We start from the raw sequence: 18,942 nt of genomic DNA on the forward strand, positions 1-18,942 counted from the left end.
GGTTAATGGCGCGTAAATCAGGTTTCTTTTCGCAAAAAACATCCGCAAAGCATTGAACTGATGGCAGAAAATTTATCACAGATTGCCCGCGGGGTACCACAGCGCGGGTTTCTTCGTTTCCGTCCGGGTCGGATGCCGATACTCCTCCCGCGGCTTCCGGACCGGTTGCGGATCGTTTGAAGCCGGCTTTCGATCCTTTCCCGCCCACGCGTTTTCTGTTCGCCCGCACCGCGGTCGGGTCCGGGGAAAGTCCCCGCTCTTGTGCGACGGCCATGACCCGGCCATTCATCCCGGACAGGGCCGCTGCTGTCAGGCTGCGGAACCGCCCACCGTCAGCCCGCCGATCATCACGGTGGGTTGCCCCACGCCGACCGGCACCCATTGCCCGTCCTTGCCGCAGTTGCCCATACCGGGATCAAGGGCCATGTCATTACCGAGCCCGCGGATTTTCTGCAGCGCGGTGGCGCCATCACCGATCAGGGTGGCACCCTTGACCGGGGCGCCGACCTTGCCGTCCTGCACACGATACGCCTCCGTGCAGGAGAAGACGAACTTGCCGTTGGTGATATCCACCTGGCCGCCGCCGAAGCCCACAGCGTAAATCCCGTCGTCCAGATCGGCGAGGATATCGCCCGGATCACTCTCTCCCCCCAGCATGAGGGTGTTGGTCATCCGCGGCATCGGCAGGTGGGCGTAGCTTTCGCGCCGGCCGTTGCCTGTTACCCCGACGCCCATCAGCCGGGCATTCTGGCGGTCCTGCATGAAGCCGGTGAGGATGCCGTCTTCGATCAGCACGTTGCGGCGCGAGGGCGTCCCCTCGTCATCCACTGTGATCGAGCCGCGCCTGTCCGGTATCGTGCCGTCATCCACCACCGTGACACCGGGCGCTGCGATGCGGCTGCCCATCAGGCCGGCGAAGGCCGACGTGCCCTTGCGGTTGAAATCGCCTTCCAGCCCATGACCCACCGCCTCGTGCAACAGTATGCCGGGCCATCCGGGGCCAAGCACCACGTCCATCACACCGGCCGGGGCATCCTCGGCCGAGAGGTTGACGCGCGCTATGCGCAACGCCTCGCGGGTCTTTTCCCGCCAGTCCTCCGCGGCAATCAACCCCCCCAGGCCCACGCGCCCGCCGCCGCCGGCGGTGCCGGATTCACGGCGCCCGTTCTCTTCGACGATGACCGACACGTTGAGGCGCACCATCGGGCGGCTGTCGGAAACCTGGGTGCCGTCGGGGCGAAGGATCACGACCTCCTGATGGGAGGCGGAGATGGTGGCCGAAACCTGCACGACACGCGGATCGAGGCCGCGGCCGAACGCGTCGATCTCGCGCAGGGTGTCGATCTTCACGGGCAGGGACGCCCCGGCAATCGGATCGGCATCGGTGTAGAGCCGGCGGTTCGTCGACACCGGTGGCGGGGCGAGCACGCCGCCGCCGGCGCCCACGGCAAGCCTAGCCGTTTCGACAGCGCGGCCCAAAGCCGGTTCGGAGATCTCGGAGGTATGGGCATATCCCGACACCTCGCCATGCACGGCGCGCAGGCCGAAGCCCTCGGAAGCATCGTAGCTGGCCGTTTTCAACCGTCCGTCGTCAAAGACGAGGGCCTCCGACCGGCGCCGTTCGAGGAAGAGTTCACCGTCATCGGCGCCGTCAGTCGCCTCTCGCAGGTGGCGCAGAGCCGCGTCACGGTCAAGCGAGGTTTCGAAGGGTGCAAAGCCGTCATCGGGCATCCGTGCTCCAGTTCTTCAGGGGGCGGCAATTTGATCTGAGTCAAAAAAAGCGTCCGTTTGCCGCAATGGTCTTTCTTGTCTGCCGGATCAGAATATGGTTTCTAACGACGACGAAACAACGGGATTGTACCACGGTAGGGGTCGATCCCTTATGCCGACGACAATGACCCGCTTCAACCGATCAGGATGCATCATGCGACTATTCTCTTCCCTGACGGCCCTGATGGCCGCCGTTTCCGCCCTTCCAGCGCAGGCGCAGGAGGGGCTCGAGATCATCGGCAAGCCGGAACAGGGCGCAATGGGCTTTCAGCCCGCTGCGACCGAGCTGGCGCGCGATCTGCAATGGCTCGATGGTCTGATCCTGGTGATCATCACCGCCATCGTGATATTTGTCTGCGCACTGCTCGTGATCGTGATGGTGCGCTACAACCGCAGGGCAAATCCGAATTCGGCCAGCTTCACGCACAACTCGCCGATCGAAGTGGCGTGGACGGTTGTTCCGATCGTGATCCTGGTGTTCATCGGGGCGTTTTCGTTGCCGGTGCTGTTCAAGCAGCAGGAGATTCCCGAAGGTGACGTCAACATCAAGGTGACCGGCTACCAGTGGTACTGGGGGTATGAGTACACCGACCACGATTTCGGTTTCGAAAGTTTCATGATCGGGGAGGGCAAGGTCCTCAACGACGAGGTCGCGGCGGAACTGGAAGCGGCGGGCTACACCGAGGATGAATTCCTGCTGGCCACTGACACTGCGGTGGTGGTGCCTGTCGGCAAGACGGTCGTGATGCGGGTGACCGGCGCCGACGTGATCCATTCCTGGACCATTCCGGCCTTCGGCGTGAAGCAGGATGCGGTGCCGGGCCGCCTGGCCGAGCTCTGGTTCGAGGCCGAGAAGGAAGGCGTCTATTTCGGTCAGTGCAGCGAGCTTTGCGGCAAGGACCACGCCTACATGCCGATCACCGTCAAGGTGGTGAGCCAGGAGGAATACGATCTCTGGCTCAAGGGAGCGGTGGAGGAGTATGCCGGCGACCCGTCGAGCCTGCCTGACCGTGTCCGGCGCATGGCGGCGGTCGAGTGACATGATGACGCGGGCGTGTGGGCGTGACGGCCCCATGCACCGACACTGAGGCGTTGAAGGATGCGGGCGGTCACGTGCCCGCCCGGAGGTTCGGAATGAGCGACGCGAGCATGAATACCTCTGCCCCGGCCCAGACCGGTGATGCGGGCTTCGCCGATTTCTTCGCCCTGCTCAAGCCACGGGTGATGACGCTGGTGGTGTTCACCGCTCTGGCTGGGCTGATCGCGGCGCCCGGGGGTATCCATCCCGTCGTGGGCTTTGCAGCGATCCTGTTCATCGCCGTCGGTGGTGGCGCGTCGGGGGCGCTCAACATGTGGTGGGATGCCGACATCGACGGGATAATGAAACGTACCCGGCGCCGCCCGGTACCGGCCGGACGGATCGGTCCTGATGAAGCGTTCGGGTTCGGGATGGCGCTGGCCGGGTTCTCGGTGGTCATGCTGGGGCTTGCGACCAATCTTCTGGCCGCCGGACTGCTGGCCTTCACGATTTTCTTTTACGTGGTCATCTACTCCATGTGGCTCAAGCGGAGCACGCCGCAAAACATAGTCATCGGTGGCGCCGCCGGTGCCTTTCCGCCGATGATCGGCTGGGCGGCGGTGACCGGTGGTGTCGCGATGGAATCGGTTCTGATGTTCGCCCTGATCTTCATGTGGACACCGCCGCATTTCTGGGCACTCGCCCTGTTCATGAAGTCCGATTATGACGACGCGGGCGTGCCGATGCTGACGGTGACCCACGGCCGTCGTTCAACCCGGGCGCATGTACTGGTCTACACGCTGCTCCTGGCACCGGTGGCCCTCGGTCTCGGGGTGACTGCCATAGGCGGGCCGGTATACATGGCGGTGGCTGTCATCCTGAACGCGATGTTCCTCAAGGGCGCGTGGACCGTGTGGCGACGCAACGAGGAAATTGCGGAGGGCGACGGTTACCGCGCCGAGAAGAAACTTTTCGGCCTGTCGCTCTATTATCTCTTTGCCCATTTCGGCGCGATCATGCTTGAGGCGGCATTGGCACCGTTCGGGCTGGGAGGCTGGTGATGGCACTTAGCCGGCAGCATGAGATCCACAAGCGCCGTTTCAGCCGCAACCTGGGGCTTGGGCTGGTGCTTGCCGGGTTTGTCGGGCTGATCTTCGGGCTGACGGTGGCCAAGGTCGGCACTGACGGCTTCAACGTCCAGAGCGAAAGCGGAGTGGATGACTGATGGCACAGAACGCGAATACCAAAACGGTGACACGGCTGGTCGGCGTCGTCCTGCTGATGGGTGGGCTGGCGTGGGCCTCGGTTCCGTTCTACGACTGGTTCTGCAGGGTGACGGGGTTCGGCGGAGAGCCGGGCGTGGCCACCGCGGGCTCCGATGAGATCCTTGACCGGACTATGAAGATCCGGTTCGATGCCTCCAAGGAACGTGACATGCCCTGGGAGTTCAAACCCGTCGAACGCGAGATGGTCGTGCGCATCGGCGAGACAGGGCTGGCCTTCTACGAGGCTTACAACCCCACTGACAAGCCGGTGGCGGGCAGTGCGAGTTACAATGTCACTCCGTACGAGGCTGGCGGTTTCTTTACCAAGATTGACTGTTTCTGCTTCGAAGAACAGATCCTGCAACCGGGCGAACGGGTCGAAATGCCCGTGACATTCTATGTCGATCCCGAGATTGTCGAGGACCGCGACGCCAAGTACACGCGCCGCATCACCCTTTCCTACACCTTCCACGAAATAGACCTGCCCGAAACGCAGGCAGCCCTTGACCGGAAGGGCGAAACCGGGACAAACGTGAACTGAGCCTTCCAGCGAGGGAATACCGAAGATGGCACATGAGAAAAACCACGATTATCACATTCTGAACCCTTCGGTCTGGCCATTCATCGGGGCCGTGGCAGGGTTTGTCATGCTCTTCGGGGCCGTGCTGATGTTCCACGGCAACGGCCCGTGGATGTTCCTGGCCGGCTTGGTGGGCGTGCTTTACGTGATGTTCGGCTGGTGGGCCGATGTGGTGGCGGAAAGCCAGGAAGGCGATCACACCCCGGTGGTGAGGATTGGCCTGCGCTACGGCTTCATCATGTTCATCATGTCGGAGGTGATGTTCTTTGCCGCGTGGTTCTGGAGTTTCTTCAAGCACGCGATGTACCCGATGGGGCCCATGTCACCGATCAAGGACGGCCAGTGGCCGCCGGCGGGGATCGAGACGTTTGATCCCTGGCACCTGCCGCTCATCAACACGCTGATCCTGCTTTGCTCGGGCGCTGCCGCCACGTGGGCGCACCATGCTCTGGTGCATGAAAACAACCGCGAAGACATGAAATGGGGACTGATCCTGGCGATCGCTTTGGGTGCGTTGTTCACGGTTTTCCAGATCTACGAGTATACCCACGCGGGGTTCGGATTCTCCGGCAATATTTACGGCGCCAATTTTTTCATGGCGACGGGATTCCACGGTGCGCATGTGATCATCGGAACGATATTCCTGTTCGTTTGCCTGATACGGCTGATGCGCGGTCATTTCACTCCGGAACGGCATGTCGGGTTCGAGGCCGCCGCGTGGTACTGGCATTTCGTCGACGTGGTCTGGCTTTTCCTTTTCGCCGCGATCTACATCTGGGGCGCCTGAAGGCATTTCGAAATCAGCCGCCTCCGTCGGGAGCGTTTCGGCCAAGAAGACGACAGGATGCGGGGGGCTGCCTTCCGCATCTTTGCTTCAAGGGGATAACATGCGAGCGAGGATTGTGGCGCCGGTAATCTTCGGACTTGCGGGGGCGGCCGTCCTGATCGCACTTGGTGTCTGGCAGATGCAGCGGCTGGCGTGGAAAGAGGGTGTGCTCGCCGATATCGAGACCCGCATCGCCGCTGATCCGGTGGCCCTGCCGGAAACGCTCGATCCCGAGGCCGACAAGTACCTGCCGGTGACGGTGACCGGACGGTTCGGTGACGGTGCCCTGCGGGTGCTTGTCAGCCGCAAGCGGATCGGTGCGGGCTACCGTGTGATTTCGCCGCTGGACACCGGGGATCGGGTCATCCTGGTCGACCGTGGCTTCGTGAAGGTGGCGCGCGAGATACCCTCACCGCCCGATAAGCCGGTTACCGTGATCGGGAATCTGCACTGGCCCGACGATCGCAACGCGTCCACCCCGGAAAATGACATCTCCGAAAACACCTGGTTCGCGCGCGATCTTCCGGAGATGGCACAGGTGCTGGGCGCACGCCCCGTCCTATTGGTCGCGCGGGAATTGTCGTATTCCGGCGCCCCGGTGACGCCTTTGCCGGTCGACACCCGCGGCATTCCGAACGATCACCTTGAATACGCGATAACCTGGTTTTCACTGGCCGCGATCTGGCTGGCGATGACCTTCTATCTCATTGTGCGGATGCGCCGTGGCGCGAAGGACGGACCGACATGAACTACATCTCCACGAGGGGTCAGGCGCCCGTCCTGGGCTTCGAAGACGCCATGATGACCGGGCTGGCACGCGATGGCGGCCTTTACCTGCCCCAGTTCATTCCACAAATGTCGCGCGCCGACATCGCCGCGCTTCAGGGTGTGTCCTACGAGGAGGCGGCCTTCCGGATCATGCGCCCGTTCATTGGCGACGCCTTCACCGAGGCGGAATTCCAGGACATCATCACGCGGGCCTATGCCGGTTTCGATCATGCGGCCCGGGCCCCGCTGGTGCAACTGGACTCCGGTCATTTCCTGCTGGAACTTTTTCACGGCCCGACACTGGCGTTCAAGGATTTCGCCATGCAGCTGATCGGGCAACTCTTCGAGGCGGCGCTCAAGCGATCCGGCCAGCGGGTGTGCATCGTGGGCGCGACCAGCGGCGATACCGGCAGTGCGGCGATCGAGGCGTTTCGCGGTCTGGATGCGGCGGATGTGTTCATCCTGTATCCCGAAGGCCGGGTTTCCGAGGTCCAGCGGCGACAGATGACCACCCCTGCGGAGGCCAATGTGCATGCCCTGGCCGTCGAAGGGCATTTCGACGACTGCCAGGCGCGTGTGAAGGGCATGTTCAATGATTTTGCCTTCCGCGACTCGGTCGGGCTGGCTGGTGTCAATTCGATCAACTGGGCGCGTGTGCTGGCGCAGGTGGTCTACTATTTCACCGCCGCCGTCAGCCTGGGCGCGCCGCACCGCGCGGTCAGTTTCACTGTGCCCACGGGCAATTTCGGGGATGTGTTCGCGGGATATGTCGCGCGGCGCATGGGCTTGCCCATCGACCGGCTGGTGGTGGCCACCAACCAGAACGATATCCTGCATCGTTGCCTGAGCGGCGGGGAATACCGGCCCTCCGGCGTGGTGCCCTCGATCAGCCCGTCGATGGACATCCAGGTGAGCTCGAATTTCGAGCGGGCCTTGTTCCATGCCTATGGACAGGATGGCAGAGCCGTTGCCCAGCTCATGGACGAACTTGCAGCCGGTGGTTTCAGCGTCAGCCAGGGTGCGCTGGAGGCCCTGCGCGAGGCGTTCGACAGCGGCGTCTGCAACGAGGATGACACCCGTGCCACCATCGCGGGTCTTTGGCGGACGACAGGAGAACTCCTGTGTCCGCATTCCGCTGTCGGGGCGAAGGTCGCGCAGGAGCAGCGGGTGCCGGGCACGCCGATGATCACCCTCGCCACTGCACACCCGGCCAAGTTTCCCGATGCGGTAGCGGCGGCCACCGGCATCCGTCCCCCCTTGCCCGAGCGCATGTCGGACCTGTATGAGCGACCCGAGCGGATCACCGGGGTCGCCAACGACCTGGCCATGCTGGAAACACTCATCAAGGAGCGCACCGGGAATTGACAGTAAATCTCACGACCCTGCCGAACGGGTTCCGCGTCGTCACCGAGCACATGCCGGGGATGAAATCCGCTGCCATCGGTGTCTGGGTGCTGGCCGGGGCGCGCCACGAGCGGGCCGAGCAGAACGGAATCGCGCATTTCCTCGAACACATGGCCTTCAAGGGGACCGCGCGCCGCTCGGCACTGCAGATCGCCGAGGCCATCGAGGACGTCGGCGGTTACATGAACGCGTATACAAGCCGCGAGGTCACGGCCTATTATGCCCGCGTGCTGGGAGAAGACGTGCCGCTGGCACTCGATGTGGTGGCCGACATCCTGCGCCATCCGGCATTCGATTCCGGTGAGATCGAGGTCGAAAGGGGCGTCATCCTTCAGGAGATCGGGCAGGCCCATGACACTCCGGACGACATCATCTTCGACTGGTTGCAGGAGCAGGCCTATCCCGATCACCCGCTGGGCCGCACGATCCTCGGACCCGAGGCACGGGTGAAAACCTTTGACCGACCTGATCTGGAAGGCTTCGTTGACAGCCACTACCACCCGGGGCAGATGATCCTTTCGGCCGCCGGCGCGGTGGACCACGATGCGATCGCGGCGGAGGCCGAGAAGCTGTTCGGTGACATGCCCGGCCGTGCGGCGGCGGCGCCCCCGCTGGCTTGTTTCAAGGGGGGAGAAACACGTCACGCCAAGGATCTGGAACAGGCGCATTTCGCGCTGGCCTTCGAAAGCCCGCATTATTGTGATCCGCGAATCCACGCGGCGCAGGTCTATGCCAGCGCGCTGGGCGGCTCAATGTCGTCGCGGTTGTTTCAGGAAATCCGCGAACGCCGGGGCCTGTGCTATACCATCTTCGCGCAGGCCGGGGCCTATGCGGATACCGGCATGCTGACGATATATGCGGGAACCAGTGGCGATCAGATGGCCGGGCTGGCCGAGATAACCGTAGACGAATTGCGGCGCACCGCCGACGACATGAGCGCCGCCGAGGTGGAGCGCGCCCGCGCACAGATGAAAGCGGGGCTTCTGATGGGGTTGGAAAGCCCCTCGAACAGGGCCGAGCGCATGGCGCGGATGCTCCAGATCTGGGGGCGTGTGCCGCCGCTGGAGGAAGTCGTTGGCCATATCGAAGCGGTCACCCTGCAGGATGTGCGCGAGATTGCCGGGGATATCGCACTGCGTGCACCGGCGGCGATGGCGCTTTATGGGCCCGTGGACGCCGCGCCGACGCTGGAGGCTCTGCAGGAAAGGCGTGCAGCCTGATGTTCCTGCCGCGCAGGAAGATCAGGCTCGAAACCGAGCGGCTGACCCTGCGCCCTCCTGCCTTGACCGATTTCCGCCACTGGAGCGGATTGCGCCGGGCCAGCACGGATTTCCTCACTCCCTGGGAACCGAGCTGGGCCGCCGATCATCTTGCGCGCAAGGGTTTCACCAACCGTGTTTACTGGGCTCAAAGGTCCATCGCAGGTGGGGCGGCCCTGCCGCTTTTTCTCTTCCGCCGCGATGATGACACCCTTCTGGGGGCGATAACGCTTGACAACATCCGCCGCGGCCCTGCGCAATCGGGCACGCTTGGGTACTGGATAGGGCAACCCCATGCGCGGCAGGGATACATGTGCGAAGCCATTCTCGCTGTTGTGCATCATGCCTTTACCCGGATGGACCTGAGCCGGATCGAGGCCGCCTGCCTGCCCGAGAATGCCGCGTCGCGGGCTTTGCTTGAAAAATGCGGGTTCAAATATGAAGGGGTCGCACAGAGCTACCTTCAGATTAACGGCCGCTGGCGCACACATGTCCTCTATGCGGCACTGCGCGCGGACCGGCGAGGGCGGACCGAGGCGGGTTGAAGTGAAAGCCGCGGTGACGCCGCAGAATTTTGCGCTATGTTTTTTGGCGGAGGTGGCGCAGATGATCCGACTGATCCTTTTCCTGACCATGTTCTCCCTGCCCGCAATGGCGCAGGAACGCCGTCCAAGCCATTGTATCGCTATCGGACAGGACACCCCCGGGGTGGAATATCTGCACCGGGCTTCGTTTCGCGATCCGGTGCCTGATCAGGCGGTGCGCATCACATACGTGGCTCATGCGGCTTTCCTGATCCAGACGGTCGACGGGTTGTCGGCGGTCACGGACTACACCGGGTTTGTGGGCAACGTGGATTTCATACCCGACGTGGTGACGATGAACCACGCCCATTCCACGCACTGGACGCCCTATCCGGATCCGGCCATTCCGCATGTCCTGCGAGGTTGGGGCGAGCCCGGCGAGCGGGCCGAACATCATCTGGATCTTGGCGGCATGCTGATCCGTAACGTGCCGACCGACATCCGGTCGGGCATGGGTGTGGAGCGCGATGGCAATTCCATCTTCATCTTCGAGGCAGCGGGCCTTTGCATCGGGCACCTGGGCCATCTCCATCACGAACCGACGCCGGAACAATACGCCGCCATCGGCCGGCTTGATGTGGTCATGGCCGCCGTCGACGGGGGGATAACGCTGGATCTTCCGACGATGATCGACGTGCTTCAGCGCCTCCGCGCCTCCGTGGTAATCCCGATGCACTGGTTCTCGGAGGCCGGCCTGATGCGGTTTCTCGACGGGATGTCGGAGGATTACGCGATCAGGGACAACGGGGCCAACGCGCTGACGGTGTCCTTGCGGGACCTTCCCTCCCGGCCGACGATCACGGTGCTGCGGCCCGAATACCTTCGGGATCCCTGAGCTTCTGTCAGCCGCTGGACGGAGGGTGCGCATGTGTTAAGTGTCACGTATGGCCCTGACCCCCGCTGACAGTACTTTCGTCGAGGCGCTGCGCGCGGCGCTGCCGGGGCTGGACATGTGCGCGCCCGAGCCGCATCATCTGGAAGAACCGCGCAGCCGTTGGCACGGTCAGGCCGGTATCGTCGTGCGGCCACGCAGTACCAAAGAGGTCGCGGCAACCGTCGGGGCCGCTGCCCGTGCGAAGGTGCCGGTGGTGCCCTATGGCGGTGGCACCGGCCTCGTGGGTGGGCAGATCATGCCGGACGGGCCGGCGCCTCTCCTGCTGAGCCTTGAGCGAATGAACGCGATCCGCGCGATTCACCCAGAGGAAAACGTGCTGGAGGCCGAGGCGGGCGCGGTGCTGGCCGACATTCAGGCAGCCGCCGATGCGGCCGGACGGCTCTTCCCGCTCAGCATCGCGGCACGGGGCAGCGCGCAGATCGGCGGCAACCTGGCCACCAATGCCGGTGGGGTCAACGTACTGCGCTATGGCAACGCCCGCGACCTGTGCCTTGGGCTGGAGGCGGTGCTGCCGGACGGGCGGGTGTGGAACGGCCTCAAGCGTCTGCGGAAGGACAACACCGGCTATGACCTGCGGAACCTTCTGATCGGGGCTGAAGGCACGCTGGGCGTGATCACCGCCGCGGCATTGAAGCTGGCGCCGCGCCCGGCGGGCGAGGGCACCGCGCTGATGATCGTACCGGACCCCGCGGCGGCACTGAAGTTGCTGGCGCTGGCGCGTGCGCACATGGCCGAGGGCATCAGCGCCTTCGAGATCATTCACCGGCAAGGGCTGGAATTTCTGGCCGAAACAGTTCCGGACCTGCGCCAACCCTTTGCCGCGCCCCCCGATTGGTTCGTCCTGATCGACGTGGGGCTGGCGCGCGGGTTGGACCCTGCACAGGCGCTGGAGCGGCTGTTTGCCGAGGGGCTGGACGCGGGCATTGTCAGCGATGGACTGATCGCGCGGTCGGAGGCGCAGCGCCATCAGTTCTGGGAAACGCGTGAACAGATCCCCGAGGCAAATCGCCGTATCGGGGCAGTCAGTTCACATGACATATCGCTGCCCATGGGCGCGGTGCCGGACTTCATCGAGAAGGGGCGTGCGGTGATCGCGGAAATCGGGGAGTTCCGGATCAACTGCTTCGGCCATCTGGGGGACGGGAACCTGCATTACAACGTTTTTCCGATGCCGGGCAAAACCCGCGCCGACCATCGGGGCAAGCGCGATGCGATCAAGCGTGCGGTGCATGATCTGGTGGACGAGATGGGTGGATCGGTCAGCGCCGAACATGGTATCGGGCGCCTGAAAGTGGCCGACCTGGAGCGTTACGGCGATCCGGTGAAGCTGGATGCAATGCGTGCGATCAAGACTGCACTGGACCCGGCGGGCATAATGAACCCGGGCGCCGTTCTGCGCCCGGGTCCCTAAAAGGGGTGAAACCCGATGACCCCCCGGGTCAATCCCAACCGACTTCGTTGAATATCGCCTGCGCCGCCTTGGCATTGCGGCTGAACGCGGCGGTCGGGGTCGTGCTGTCGGCTATGAAGAAGCCCAGGCGTGCGGTGTCCTCGTCCAGCCCGACACCCGGTACGGCGGGGTACTCATTGTTCTGACCGGCAAAGTGCTTTTGTGCCGTCTCGCTTGTCATGAACTCCAGCAGGGCACGCGCGGCTTCGGGGTTGGGGGCCGATGCGGTCATGCCAGCCGCCGCAAGGTTCACATGCGCCCCGCGTTCGGCCTGGTTCGGCCAGATCCAGCCAAGCTTCTCTATTCCGTCGGTGAGTCCGGAAATGTCACGATCAAATCCGCGCAGGAAATAGTAGTGATTGGCCACCGCGATGTCGCATTCTCCCGAGATCAGGCCGCGCAGCTGATCGGTATCGCCACCTTGCGGAGCACGGGCCATGTTGTCCACGATCCCCGCGGCCCAGTCACGCGCAGCGTCCTCGCCATGGGTTTCTATGATCGAGGCCAGAAGCGACTGATTGTAGACGTTGCTTGAAGACCGGATGCAGATTCGATCCTTCCATTCCGGGTCAGTCAAGGCCTCGTAGGTGCGGGGCGGATTCTCGACACGGTCCTCGTGGTAGAAGATGATCCTGGCCCGCTGAGAGATGCCGAACCACAGGTCGTCGGGATGACGCAGATGTGGTGGCACGCGCGTGGTGATCACTTCCGAGTCGAACGGTTGCAGAACGCCGGCCTCTTCGGCGCGGCTCATCCGGCCGGCGTCCACGGCCAGGAAAACGTCGGCGGGGCTGTTGTCGCCTTCCGCCGAAAGGCGCGCGATCAGTTCATCGGCGCCGCCCTCGATCCGGTTGACGGTGATGCCGGTCTGGTCGGTGAAAGCGTCGTAAAGCTCTGCATCCGAATCATAATGGCGACTGGAATAGATGTTCACTTCCTGCGCGATGGCAGGGGTGGCGCCAATGGCAAGGATCAGAGCCGCGCCGAGAGCACGGAAGGGGGCCGGGGAAGTCATGTTGTCTCCTTTTCTGTTTTCCGACTACTTCTGTCAGCAATTTCTGCTTATTCCGATAAAAAGAGTCAACAGAAATCCGGGACCATGTTTCCATTCACGCGGCAAAAGGGCGCCATGGCCGGGGTCGCTTTTCGGGGCAAAATCCAAAACCTCTTTGGCAAAAGGGGTTTGCGACATCATCCCGCCATGTGAACGTTGCGTAAAACTTGCGTGGTGCGCCGTTCATGCCCATGCTCATCAGAGGAGGGCGCCACAGTCAGGGCGCGATGGGGAGGACAGACATGACATTCGCCTCGCGGCAGGACGCGCTGGATATCGAACGGGAAACACCCTGGGAGTCGCGCGAGCGCCCCGAGACACTCTACAGGATGCTCAAGGACACGGCGGAAACCTTTCCGGATCGCCCGGCGGTCAGTTTCCAGCTTCTTTCGGGACCTCGCGACAATTCCCGGACACTGACCTGGATGCAGTTTCACGAACAGGTCTGCCGTGCGGCGAACCTTTTCCGCAGTCTTCGGATCAAGGAGGACGATGTCGTCTCTCTGGTTTTGCCCAACAGCCTCGAAACGGCGGTGGCGACAGTCGGCGCGGCCGTGGCGGGGATCGTCAATCCGATCAACCCGCTTCTGGAACCCGAACAGATATCCGCCATCCTGCGCGAAACGGATGCCAAGGTTGTCGTCACCCTGAAGGCGTTTCCGAAAACGGACATCGCCCAGAAATGCGCCGAAGCGGTGCGCCATGCCCCTTCGGTTCACACGGTTCTGGAAGTCGATCTCAACACCTATCTCAGCCCGCCGAAAAGCTGGATCGTGCCGCTGGTGCGGCCGAAAAACCCGGATAATCACCATGCCGATCTGAAGGATTTCGCCGTTGAAATGAGGGCGCAGAGCGTCACCCCGGATTTTCCGGAAACGGGCGAGGACAGGGTCGCGGCATATTTTCATACCGGGGGCACCACGGGCATGCCGAAGGTTGCGCAGCACCGGTATTCCGGCATGGTCTACAATGGCTGGCTGGGGCATCAGCTTCTGTTCACCGAAGAGGACTCGATCATGTGTCCTCTGCCGCTTTTTCATGTCTTTGCCTGCCACGTGATCCTGATGGCGATGATCAAGTCCGGGGCCCATGGCGTTTTTCCAACCCCTGCCGGCTATCGCGGGGATGGTGTGTTCGACAATTTCTGGAAGCTGTGCGAACGTTGGAAGACCACCTTCGTGATCACCGTTCCCACGGCAGTTTCGGCGCTCATGCAGCGGGGCGTGGATGCGGATATCTCGACGGTTAAAAACGCGTTTTCGGGGTCCGCGCCGATGCCGCTGGAACTGTTCAGGAGATTCGAGAGTGCCACCGGCATGACGGTGATCGAAGGGTACGGTTTGACCGAGGCAACATGCCTCGTCTCCTGCAATCCGCCCGAAGGACAGAAAAAGGTCGGGTCGGTCGGGGTGCCGTTCCCTTACACCGACGTTCGCATTTATCAGGACGGACCTGACGGGCCGGTGGAATGCGCGATCGACGAAGTGGGCGAGATCTGCATCTCGAATCCCGGGGTCAATGTGGGCAACACTTATACCGAGGCGGCGAAGAACCATGACCTGTATTATCATGGCGAATACCTGCGCACCGGAGATCTCGGCCGGATGGACGAGGACGGATACCTCTGGATCACGGGCCGTGCCAAGGATCTGATCATCCGTGGCGGGCACAATATCGATCCGGCCGACATCGAGGAGGCATTGATGGCCCACAATGCCGTGGCTGTCGCCGGTGCCATTGGCCAGCCCGACGCGCATTCGGGCGAAATTCCCTGCGCCTATGTGGAGCTTGTCGAGGGTGGCAGCGTTACGGGCGAGGAACTGCGCGAGCACTGCAAGGTGCATGTCCATGAGCGCGCGGCGATTCCGCGTCATGTCGAGATCCTGGACGAGTTGCCCAAGACCGCGGTCGGCAAGGTCTTCAAGCCGGACCTGCGCAAGCGCGCGATAACACGAGTCTACGACGCCGCGCTCACGGAGGCCGGGCTGCAGGCACGCGTGGCGCAGGTTGTAGACAGCAAGAAGCGCGGCCTGGTGGCCCAGCTGGAACGGACCGGCGAGGTGGAGGAAGACGCCATCGATCATGTGCTGGGCCAGCTCGTGCGGCCCTGGGAATGGGCGGAGTGACGAATGCAACGGAAAGACAGATGGCGGACATTGATTTCCGTCATCCGGCAGAGTCTTAAGATTGCGAACCATCGGAAATGACCGCGCCGGAGGCGTTCACCACCGGCGACAGGACCGAGCAGAACAAAACGGTCTTCTCCTCCGCGGACTAATCTAACTGCCCGGACCTCCGGGAATGCGCCACGTGCCGGGAAGAATTCCATGACGGCTACCCGGTGGACGAGATGATGACGGCCGGCGCGGGGCGGTCACGCTAATCCATCCCGCCAGGAGGATCGGGACATGTATCAAGGCCGATCCGTTCTTGATCACCAAAAGGGCCGGCCCTGCTTCCGGGAAATCGCCGAGACGCTGCGCAAGTTCTGCATGATTGCAGTTTAGGACGGGCCGGGCCGTGTCGGGGCGGCGCCCGCCTTTTGTCTGGGTTGGCTCTTTCAGGATCGAGCGCCCTTCGGGCGCGCTTTAACTCTCGTCACCCGACTTCGGTGGTTTCCTCGGGGCGCCTCCGGCGGGAGTATTTCCGGAAAGATGAAGCAGGGACGGCGCCGCCCGAGGGCAGGGGGGTGATGCGCGATCAGGCCTGTGCGGCGACGCTGCGCCCGTGGCGGGCCCGGTGGTGGCAACCGCGCTCCGGTCCCGGCGCCGGATCCTGCCGCCTCACGCGGTGAGCACCCGGTGTGCCGCCTGCTGCATCATCATCACGTAGCGCGCCTGGTCCCATCCGCAGCTCTGGGTCAGGAGCTCCCAGTTGGTGATTGACAGCTGCGTCCAGAGCCAATCCGTTGATTCCTCCTGCGTCATCGCGGCGGTCAGTTGCCCGTCGCGTGCCAGCACCGTCACCACGGTTGAGCAAGCCTCGCGGAAATCACCCATCCTCTCGTTCCAGGCGCGGGCGGCCTCCTCGTCTGTTTCCTTGAGCACCATCAGCGTTTTGGCCATGCCGAAGATGTGCGGGATATACGCGCCCCAGGTCGCGACGAGGGCCGCGAGCCTGTCTGTGCCCCGGCCGCTGCAAATACCGGCATCCAGTGCCGCGTGCAGACCGTGCGCGATGTCCTGATGCCGGGTCGCGGCGATGAAAAGCTCGGTCCGGTTCGGAAAGTGCAGGTAGAGCGCCTGCCGGCTGACGCCCGCGCGTTTCGCGATGTCCGACATGCGCGCACCAGTGCCCGGGGTCGATTCCAGCAACTCGCACGTGGCGTCGAGGATACGGGTGCGGGTTGTCGGATTTGTACTTGACATAGCGTAAAGCCCTCCCTAATTGACAGCGTGTCAATAGACACGATGTAAAGTCAATGGAGAAACCCTCATGACCCGCAAGATCTTCATATGGGTGGCGCATCCCAAGCCTGGCTCCCTCAGTGCTGCGCTGGCGGACGCATATGAGAAGGGGGCTGCGGCCCGCGGTGCCGAAATCCGACGCATGGACCTCGCGGGGATGAGCTTCGATCCGGCCTTCGAGGGGTACGGGGCCGACCCTCGTGCGCTTGAGCCGGACCTTCTGCAATGGCGGGAAAACCTGGCCTGGGCCGAACATGTGCTTCTGCTGCACCCGTATTGGTGGGGTGCGATGCCCGCGCGCGCCAAGGCGGTTCTGGACCGGGCCCTGACCTCGGGATTCGCCTTCAGGTACCACGATCGCGGCATGGGATGGGACAAGCTGTTGACAGGTCGCACGGCGGATACCTTCATCACCTCCGACACCCCGCCGTGGCTGGATGTCTTGCTGTACCGCAAGCCGGGCCGGCGAGTGCTGCGCAATCAGGTTCTGGGCTTTTGCGGTATCAGGACACGCCGGCAAGTGCAGTTCGGGCCGGTAAAGCTGGCCGATCCGGGAAAGATCGCCGGCTGGCTCGGACGGGCCGAATCCCTTGGCCGTTCCGCAGCCTGACCGATTGGGACAGGTACAGCACAAGCGAATCATGCAATCGGAATGACAATATTTTCCGGAGCCGCCCCTCTGACAGGATTGGTCTCACGGCGGGCCCAAACTGCAGCGGGGCCTGACTCCATGCGGCCCAAGAACCGGACGGGATATTCCGAGGTCTTTCCGGTCTGGCTTGCGGGGGAGAGAGCCGGTCTCGGGCGGGCTTGCAAGACATGTGCTGACATTCTTGAAGCGCCCGCCGGGAGACCGGTTCGCGGCGGGCGCCGGCCCCTTGGGCCCCCGATGCAGCCAGGCAACGGGCCGACGGGCCGGCCCTCAGGACACGTCCTTGTAGCTCACCTCGGGGGTGTCGCCGCCGGTCCTCTCGCGCCGCACGAGGAGGCGGTTGAGCGCGTGAACATACGCCTTGGCCGAAGCGACGACGGTATCGGTGTCGGCCGATTGGCCCGTCACGATCCGTCCGTCCTCTTCCATCCGTACGCTGACGGTGGCCTGGGCGTCCGTGCCTTCGGTCACGGCATGGACCTGGTAGAGTTGCAGACGTGCATCATGGGCAAAGATCGCCCTGACCGCGTTGAAGGTGGCATCAACCGGGCCGTCGCCCGTGGCCTCGGTCGATTTCTCCTCGCCGTCGACCGTCATTACGAGGTGCGCGGTCTGGGGGCCGTCGGTGCCGCACATCACCTTGAGGGATTTGATCTTCAGCCGGTCGCTTTCGCCGTCGGTGCCGGCATGGACGAGCGCGATCAGGTCCTCGTCATAGATCTCTTTCTTGCGGTCCGCGAGTTCCTTGAACCGGTAGAAGACATCTCCAAGCTGGTTCTCGGCCAGATCGTAGCCCAGCTCCCTGATCTTCGAGCGCAGCGCGGCACGGCCGGAATGCTTGCCCATCACGATATTGGTCTCGCTGAGACCCACATCCTCGGGCCGCATGATCTCGAACGTCTCGGCGTTCTTGAGCATGCCGTCCTGATGGATGCCGGATTCATGCGCAAAGGCGTTCTTGCCGACAATCGCCTTGTTGAACTGCACCGGAAACCCCGACACGGTGGCGACCCGGCGCGAGATGTTCATGATCTTGCGTGTGTCGACGCCGGTTGCAAAGGGCATGATGTCACCCCGCACCTTGAGCGCCATCACCACCTCTTCGAGCGCGGTGTTGCCGGCCCTCTCGCCAAGCCCGTTGATCGTGCATTCGATCTGCCGGGCGCCGCCTTCGACGGCGGCCAGCGCATTGGCCGTGGCCATGCCAAGATCGTTGTGGCAATGCGTGGCAAAGATGATCTCGTCCGCGCCCGGCACCTCGGCGATCAGGCGGCGGATCAGGTCGGCGCTTTCCACCGGGGCGGTGTAGCCCACGGTGTCGGGGATGTTGATGGTGGTGGCGCCGGCCGCGATCGCGATCCCGACGACGCGCTTGAGGTAATCCCACTCGGTGCGCGTGGCGTCCATGGGCGACCATTGTACATTCTCGCACAGGTTGCGGGCATGGGTCACCGTCTCGTGGATGCGCTCGGCCATCTCTTCCTGGGTAAGGTCCGGGATCGCGCGATGCAGCGGCGAGGTGCCGATGAAGGTATGGATGCGCGGACGCCTGGCATGCTGCACCGCTTCCCAACAACGGTCGATATCCTTGAGATTGGCCCGTGCCAGCCCGCATATAACGGCATTTTCCGCCCGTTCCGCGATCTCCTTCACGGCGCGGAAATCACCTTCGGAGGCGATCGGAAACCCGGCCTCGATGATGTCCACGCCCATCTCGTCGAGCAGCCCCGCGATTTCGAGCTTTTCGTCATGGGTCATGGTCGCGCCGGGGCTTTGCTCACCATCGCGCAGGGTGGTGTCGAAGATCATCACGCGATCCTTGCCGGGCTCCGGCGAAACGCGGTTCTTGTCGGTCTGTATCATGTCGGGTCTCTTTTGATTGTCCTAAGCCTGTCGGCGCGAAATGGGCACATCCTCTGAGCGGTCGCGCCGGATCACGGCACGCTCAGAGGCGGCTTAGGAGCAGCAGGGCGGCGACAGCACAAGGCGCCGGCCGGATGGACGGTGCGA

Annotated in this window: 17 protein-coding genes; 13 read left to right on the plus strand and 4 right to left on the minus strand. The window is 63.3% G+C overall.

Translation table 11 applies throughout. From position 1 onward, the window contains the following. Positions 1-309: 309 nt before the first annotated feature. Positions 310-1,731: a metalloprotease TldD gene (gene tldD / locus DQW77_RS02945; protein WP_113256694.1), complete on the minus strand. Its 1,422-nt coding sequence runs from the start codon at positions 1,729-1,731 to the stop codon at positions 310-312. A gap of 193 nt (positions 1,732-1,924) precedes the next feature. On the opposite strand from tldD, the gene coxB reads away from it, so the two are divergent. From coxB to DQW77_RS02995, 11 genes are all read left to right on the plus strand, one after another. Beyond that, entirely contained in the window at positions 1,925-2,809 is an 885-nt protein-coding gene (gene coxB / locus DQW77_RS02950; protein WP_113256802.1) for a cytochrome c oxidase subunit II, read from the plus strand. Positions 2,810-2,904: 95 nt separating this feature from the next. After that, positions 2,905-3,849, plus strand: coding sequence for a heme o synthase (cyoE, locus tag DQW77_RS02955; RefSeq protein WP_113256695.1), 945 nt, complete (start codon positions 2,905-2,907; stop codon positions 3,847-3,849). Then, positions 3,849-4,013 carry a hypothetical protein gene (locus tag DQW77_RS18165; RefSeq protein WP_181711184.1) on the plus strand — a complete coding sequence of 55 codons (165 nt, stop codon included), beginning with the start codon at positions 3,849-3,851 and terminating at the stop codon, positions 4,011-4,013. The genes cyoE and DQW77_RS18165 overlap by 1 nt, the downstream gene beginning before the upstream one ends. After that, positions 4,013-4,594 carry a cytochrome c oxidase assembly protein gene (locus tag DQW77_RS02960; protein ID WP_113256696.1) on the plus strand — a complete coding sequence of 194 codons (582 nt, stop codon included), beginning with the start codon at positions 4,013-4,015 and terminating at the stop codon, positions 4,592-4,594. Before DQW77_RS18165 ends, DQW77_RS02960 begins: the two co-directional genes overlap by 1 nt. Before the next feature lie 25 nt (positions 4,595-4,619). Further along, positions 4,620-5,420 carry a cytochrome c oxidase subunit 3 gene (locus tag DQW77_RS02965; RefSeq protein WP_113256697.1) on the plus strand — a complete coding sequence of 267 codons (801 nt, stop codon included), beginning with the start codon at positions 4,620-4,622 and terminating at the stop codon, positions 5,418-5,420. Positions 5,421-5,520: 100 nt separating this feature from the next. Next, positions 5,521-6,207, plus strand: coding sequence for an SURF1 family protein (locus DQW77_RS02970; RefSeq protein WP_113256698.1), 687 nt, complete (start codon positions 5,521-5,523; stop codon positions 6,205-6,207). After that, complete coding sequence (thrC, locus tag DQW77_RS02975) at positions 6,204-7,592, plus strand: threonine synthase (RefSeq protein WP_113256699.1); 1,389 nt, start codon at positions 6,204-6,206, stop codon at positions 7,590-7,592. The genes DQW77_RS02970 and thrC overlap by 4 nt, the downstream gene beginning before the upstream one ends. After that, on the plus strand, positions 7,589-8,851 hold the full coding sequence (locus tag DQW77_RS02980; protein ID WP_113256700.1) for a pitrilysin family protein: 1,263 nt from the start codon (positions 7,589-7,591) through the stop codon (positions 8,849-8,851). Before thrC ends, DQW77_RS02980 begins: the two co-directional genes overlap by 4 nt. Then, the gene (locus DQW77_RS02985) at positions 8,851-9,435 is read left to right on the plus strand and encodes a GNAT family N-acetyltransferase (protein WP_113256701.1); all 585 of its coding nucleotides are present in this window, start codon (positions 8,851-8,853) and stop codon (positions 9,433-9,435) included. The genes DQW77_RS02980 and DQW77_RS02985 overlap by 1 nt, the downstream gene beginning before the upstream one ends. Positions 9,436-9,496: 61 nt before the next feature. Then, the gene (locus DQW77_RS02990; RefSeq protein ID WP_113256803.1) at positions 9,497-10,309 is read left to right on the plus strand and encodes an MBL fold metallo-hydrolase; all 813 of its coding nucleotides are present in this window, start codon (positions 9,497-9,499) and stop codon (positions 10,307-10,309) included. A 49-nt stretch (positions 10,310-10,358) separates the two neighbouring features. Then, entirely contained in the window at positions 10,359-11,780 is a 1,422-nt protein-coding gene (locus tag DQW77_RS02995; protein WP_113256702.1) for an FAD-binding oxidoreductase, read from the plus strand. 28 nt (positions 11,781-11,808) lie between these two features. Here DQW77_RS02995 and DQW77_RS03000 read toward each other — a convergent pair whose 3' ends face one another. Next, a complete protein-coding gene (locus DQW77_RS03000; RefSeq protein ID WP_113256703.1) occupies positions 11,809-12,834 on the minus strand; it encodes a Fe(3+) ABC transporter substrate-binding protein in 1,026 nt (341 codons plus the stop codon). A gap of 281 nt (positions 12,835-13,115) precedes the next feature. Here DQW77_RS03000 and DQW77_RS03005 point away from each other — a divergent pair, with 281 nt between their 5' ends. Then, on the plus strand, positions 13,116-14,999 hold the full coding sequence (locus DQW77_RS03005) for an acyl-CoA synthetase (RefSeq protein WP_113256804.1): 1,884 nt from the start codon (positions 13,116-13,118) through the stop codon (positions 14,997-14,999). 657 nt (positions 15,000-15,656) lie between these two features. Here the strand turns inward: DQW77_RS03005 and DQW77_RS03010 are convergent. Beyond that, positions 15,657-16,241 (minus strand): TetR/AcrR family transcriptional regulator, encoded by a 585-nt coding sequence (locus DQW77_RS03010; RefSeq protein WP_113256704.1) that lies wholly within the window; start codon positions 16,239-16,241, stop codon positions 15,657-15,659. Positions 16,242-16,308: 67 nt separating this feature from the next. Here DQW77_RS03010 and DQW77_RS03015 point away from each other — a divergent pair, with 67 nt between their 5' ends. After that, entirely contained in the window at positions 16,309-16,890 is a 582-nt protein-coding gene (locus DQW77_RS03015) for an NAD(P)H-dependent oxidoreductase (protein ID WP_113256705.1), read from the plus strand. Positions 16,891-17,202: 312 nt separating this feature from the next. Here the strand turns inward: DQW77_RS03015 and DQW77_RS03020 are convergent, their stop codons facing one another. Beyond that, positions 17,203-18,795: a 2-isopropylmalate synthase gene (locus tag DQW77_RS03020; RefSeq protein ID WP_113256706.1), complete on the minus strand. Its 1,593-nt coding sequence runs from the start codon at positions 18,793-18,795 to the stop codon at positions 17,203-17,205. Between the last annotated feature and the right edge of the window lie 147 nt (positions 18,796-18,942).

It is taken from the genome of Roseovarius sp. TE539, assembly GCF_003298505.1.
Taxonomy (GTDB): domain Bacteria; phylum Pseudomonadota; class Alphaproteobacteria; order Rhodobacterales; family Rhodobacteraceae; genus Roseovarius.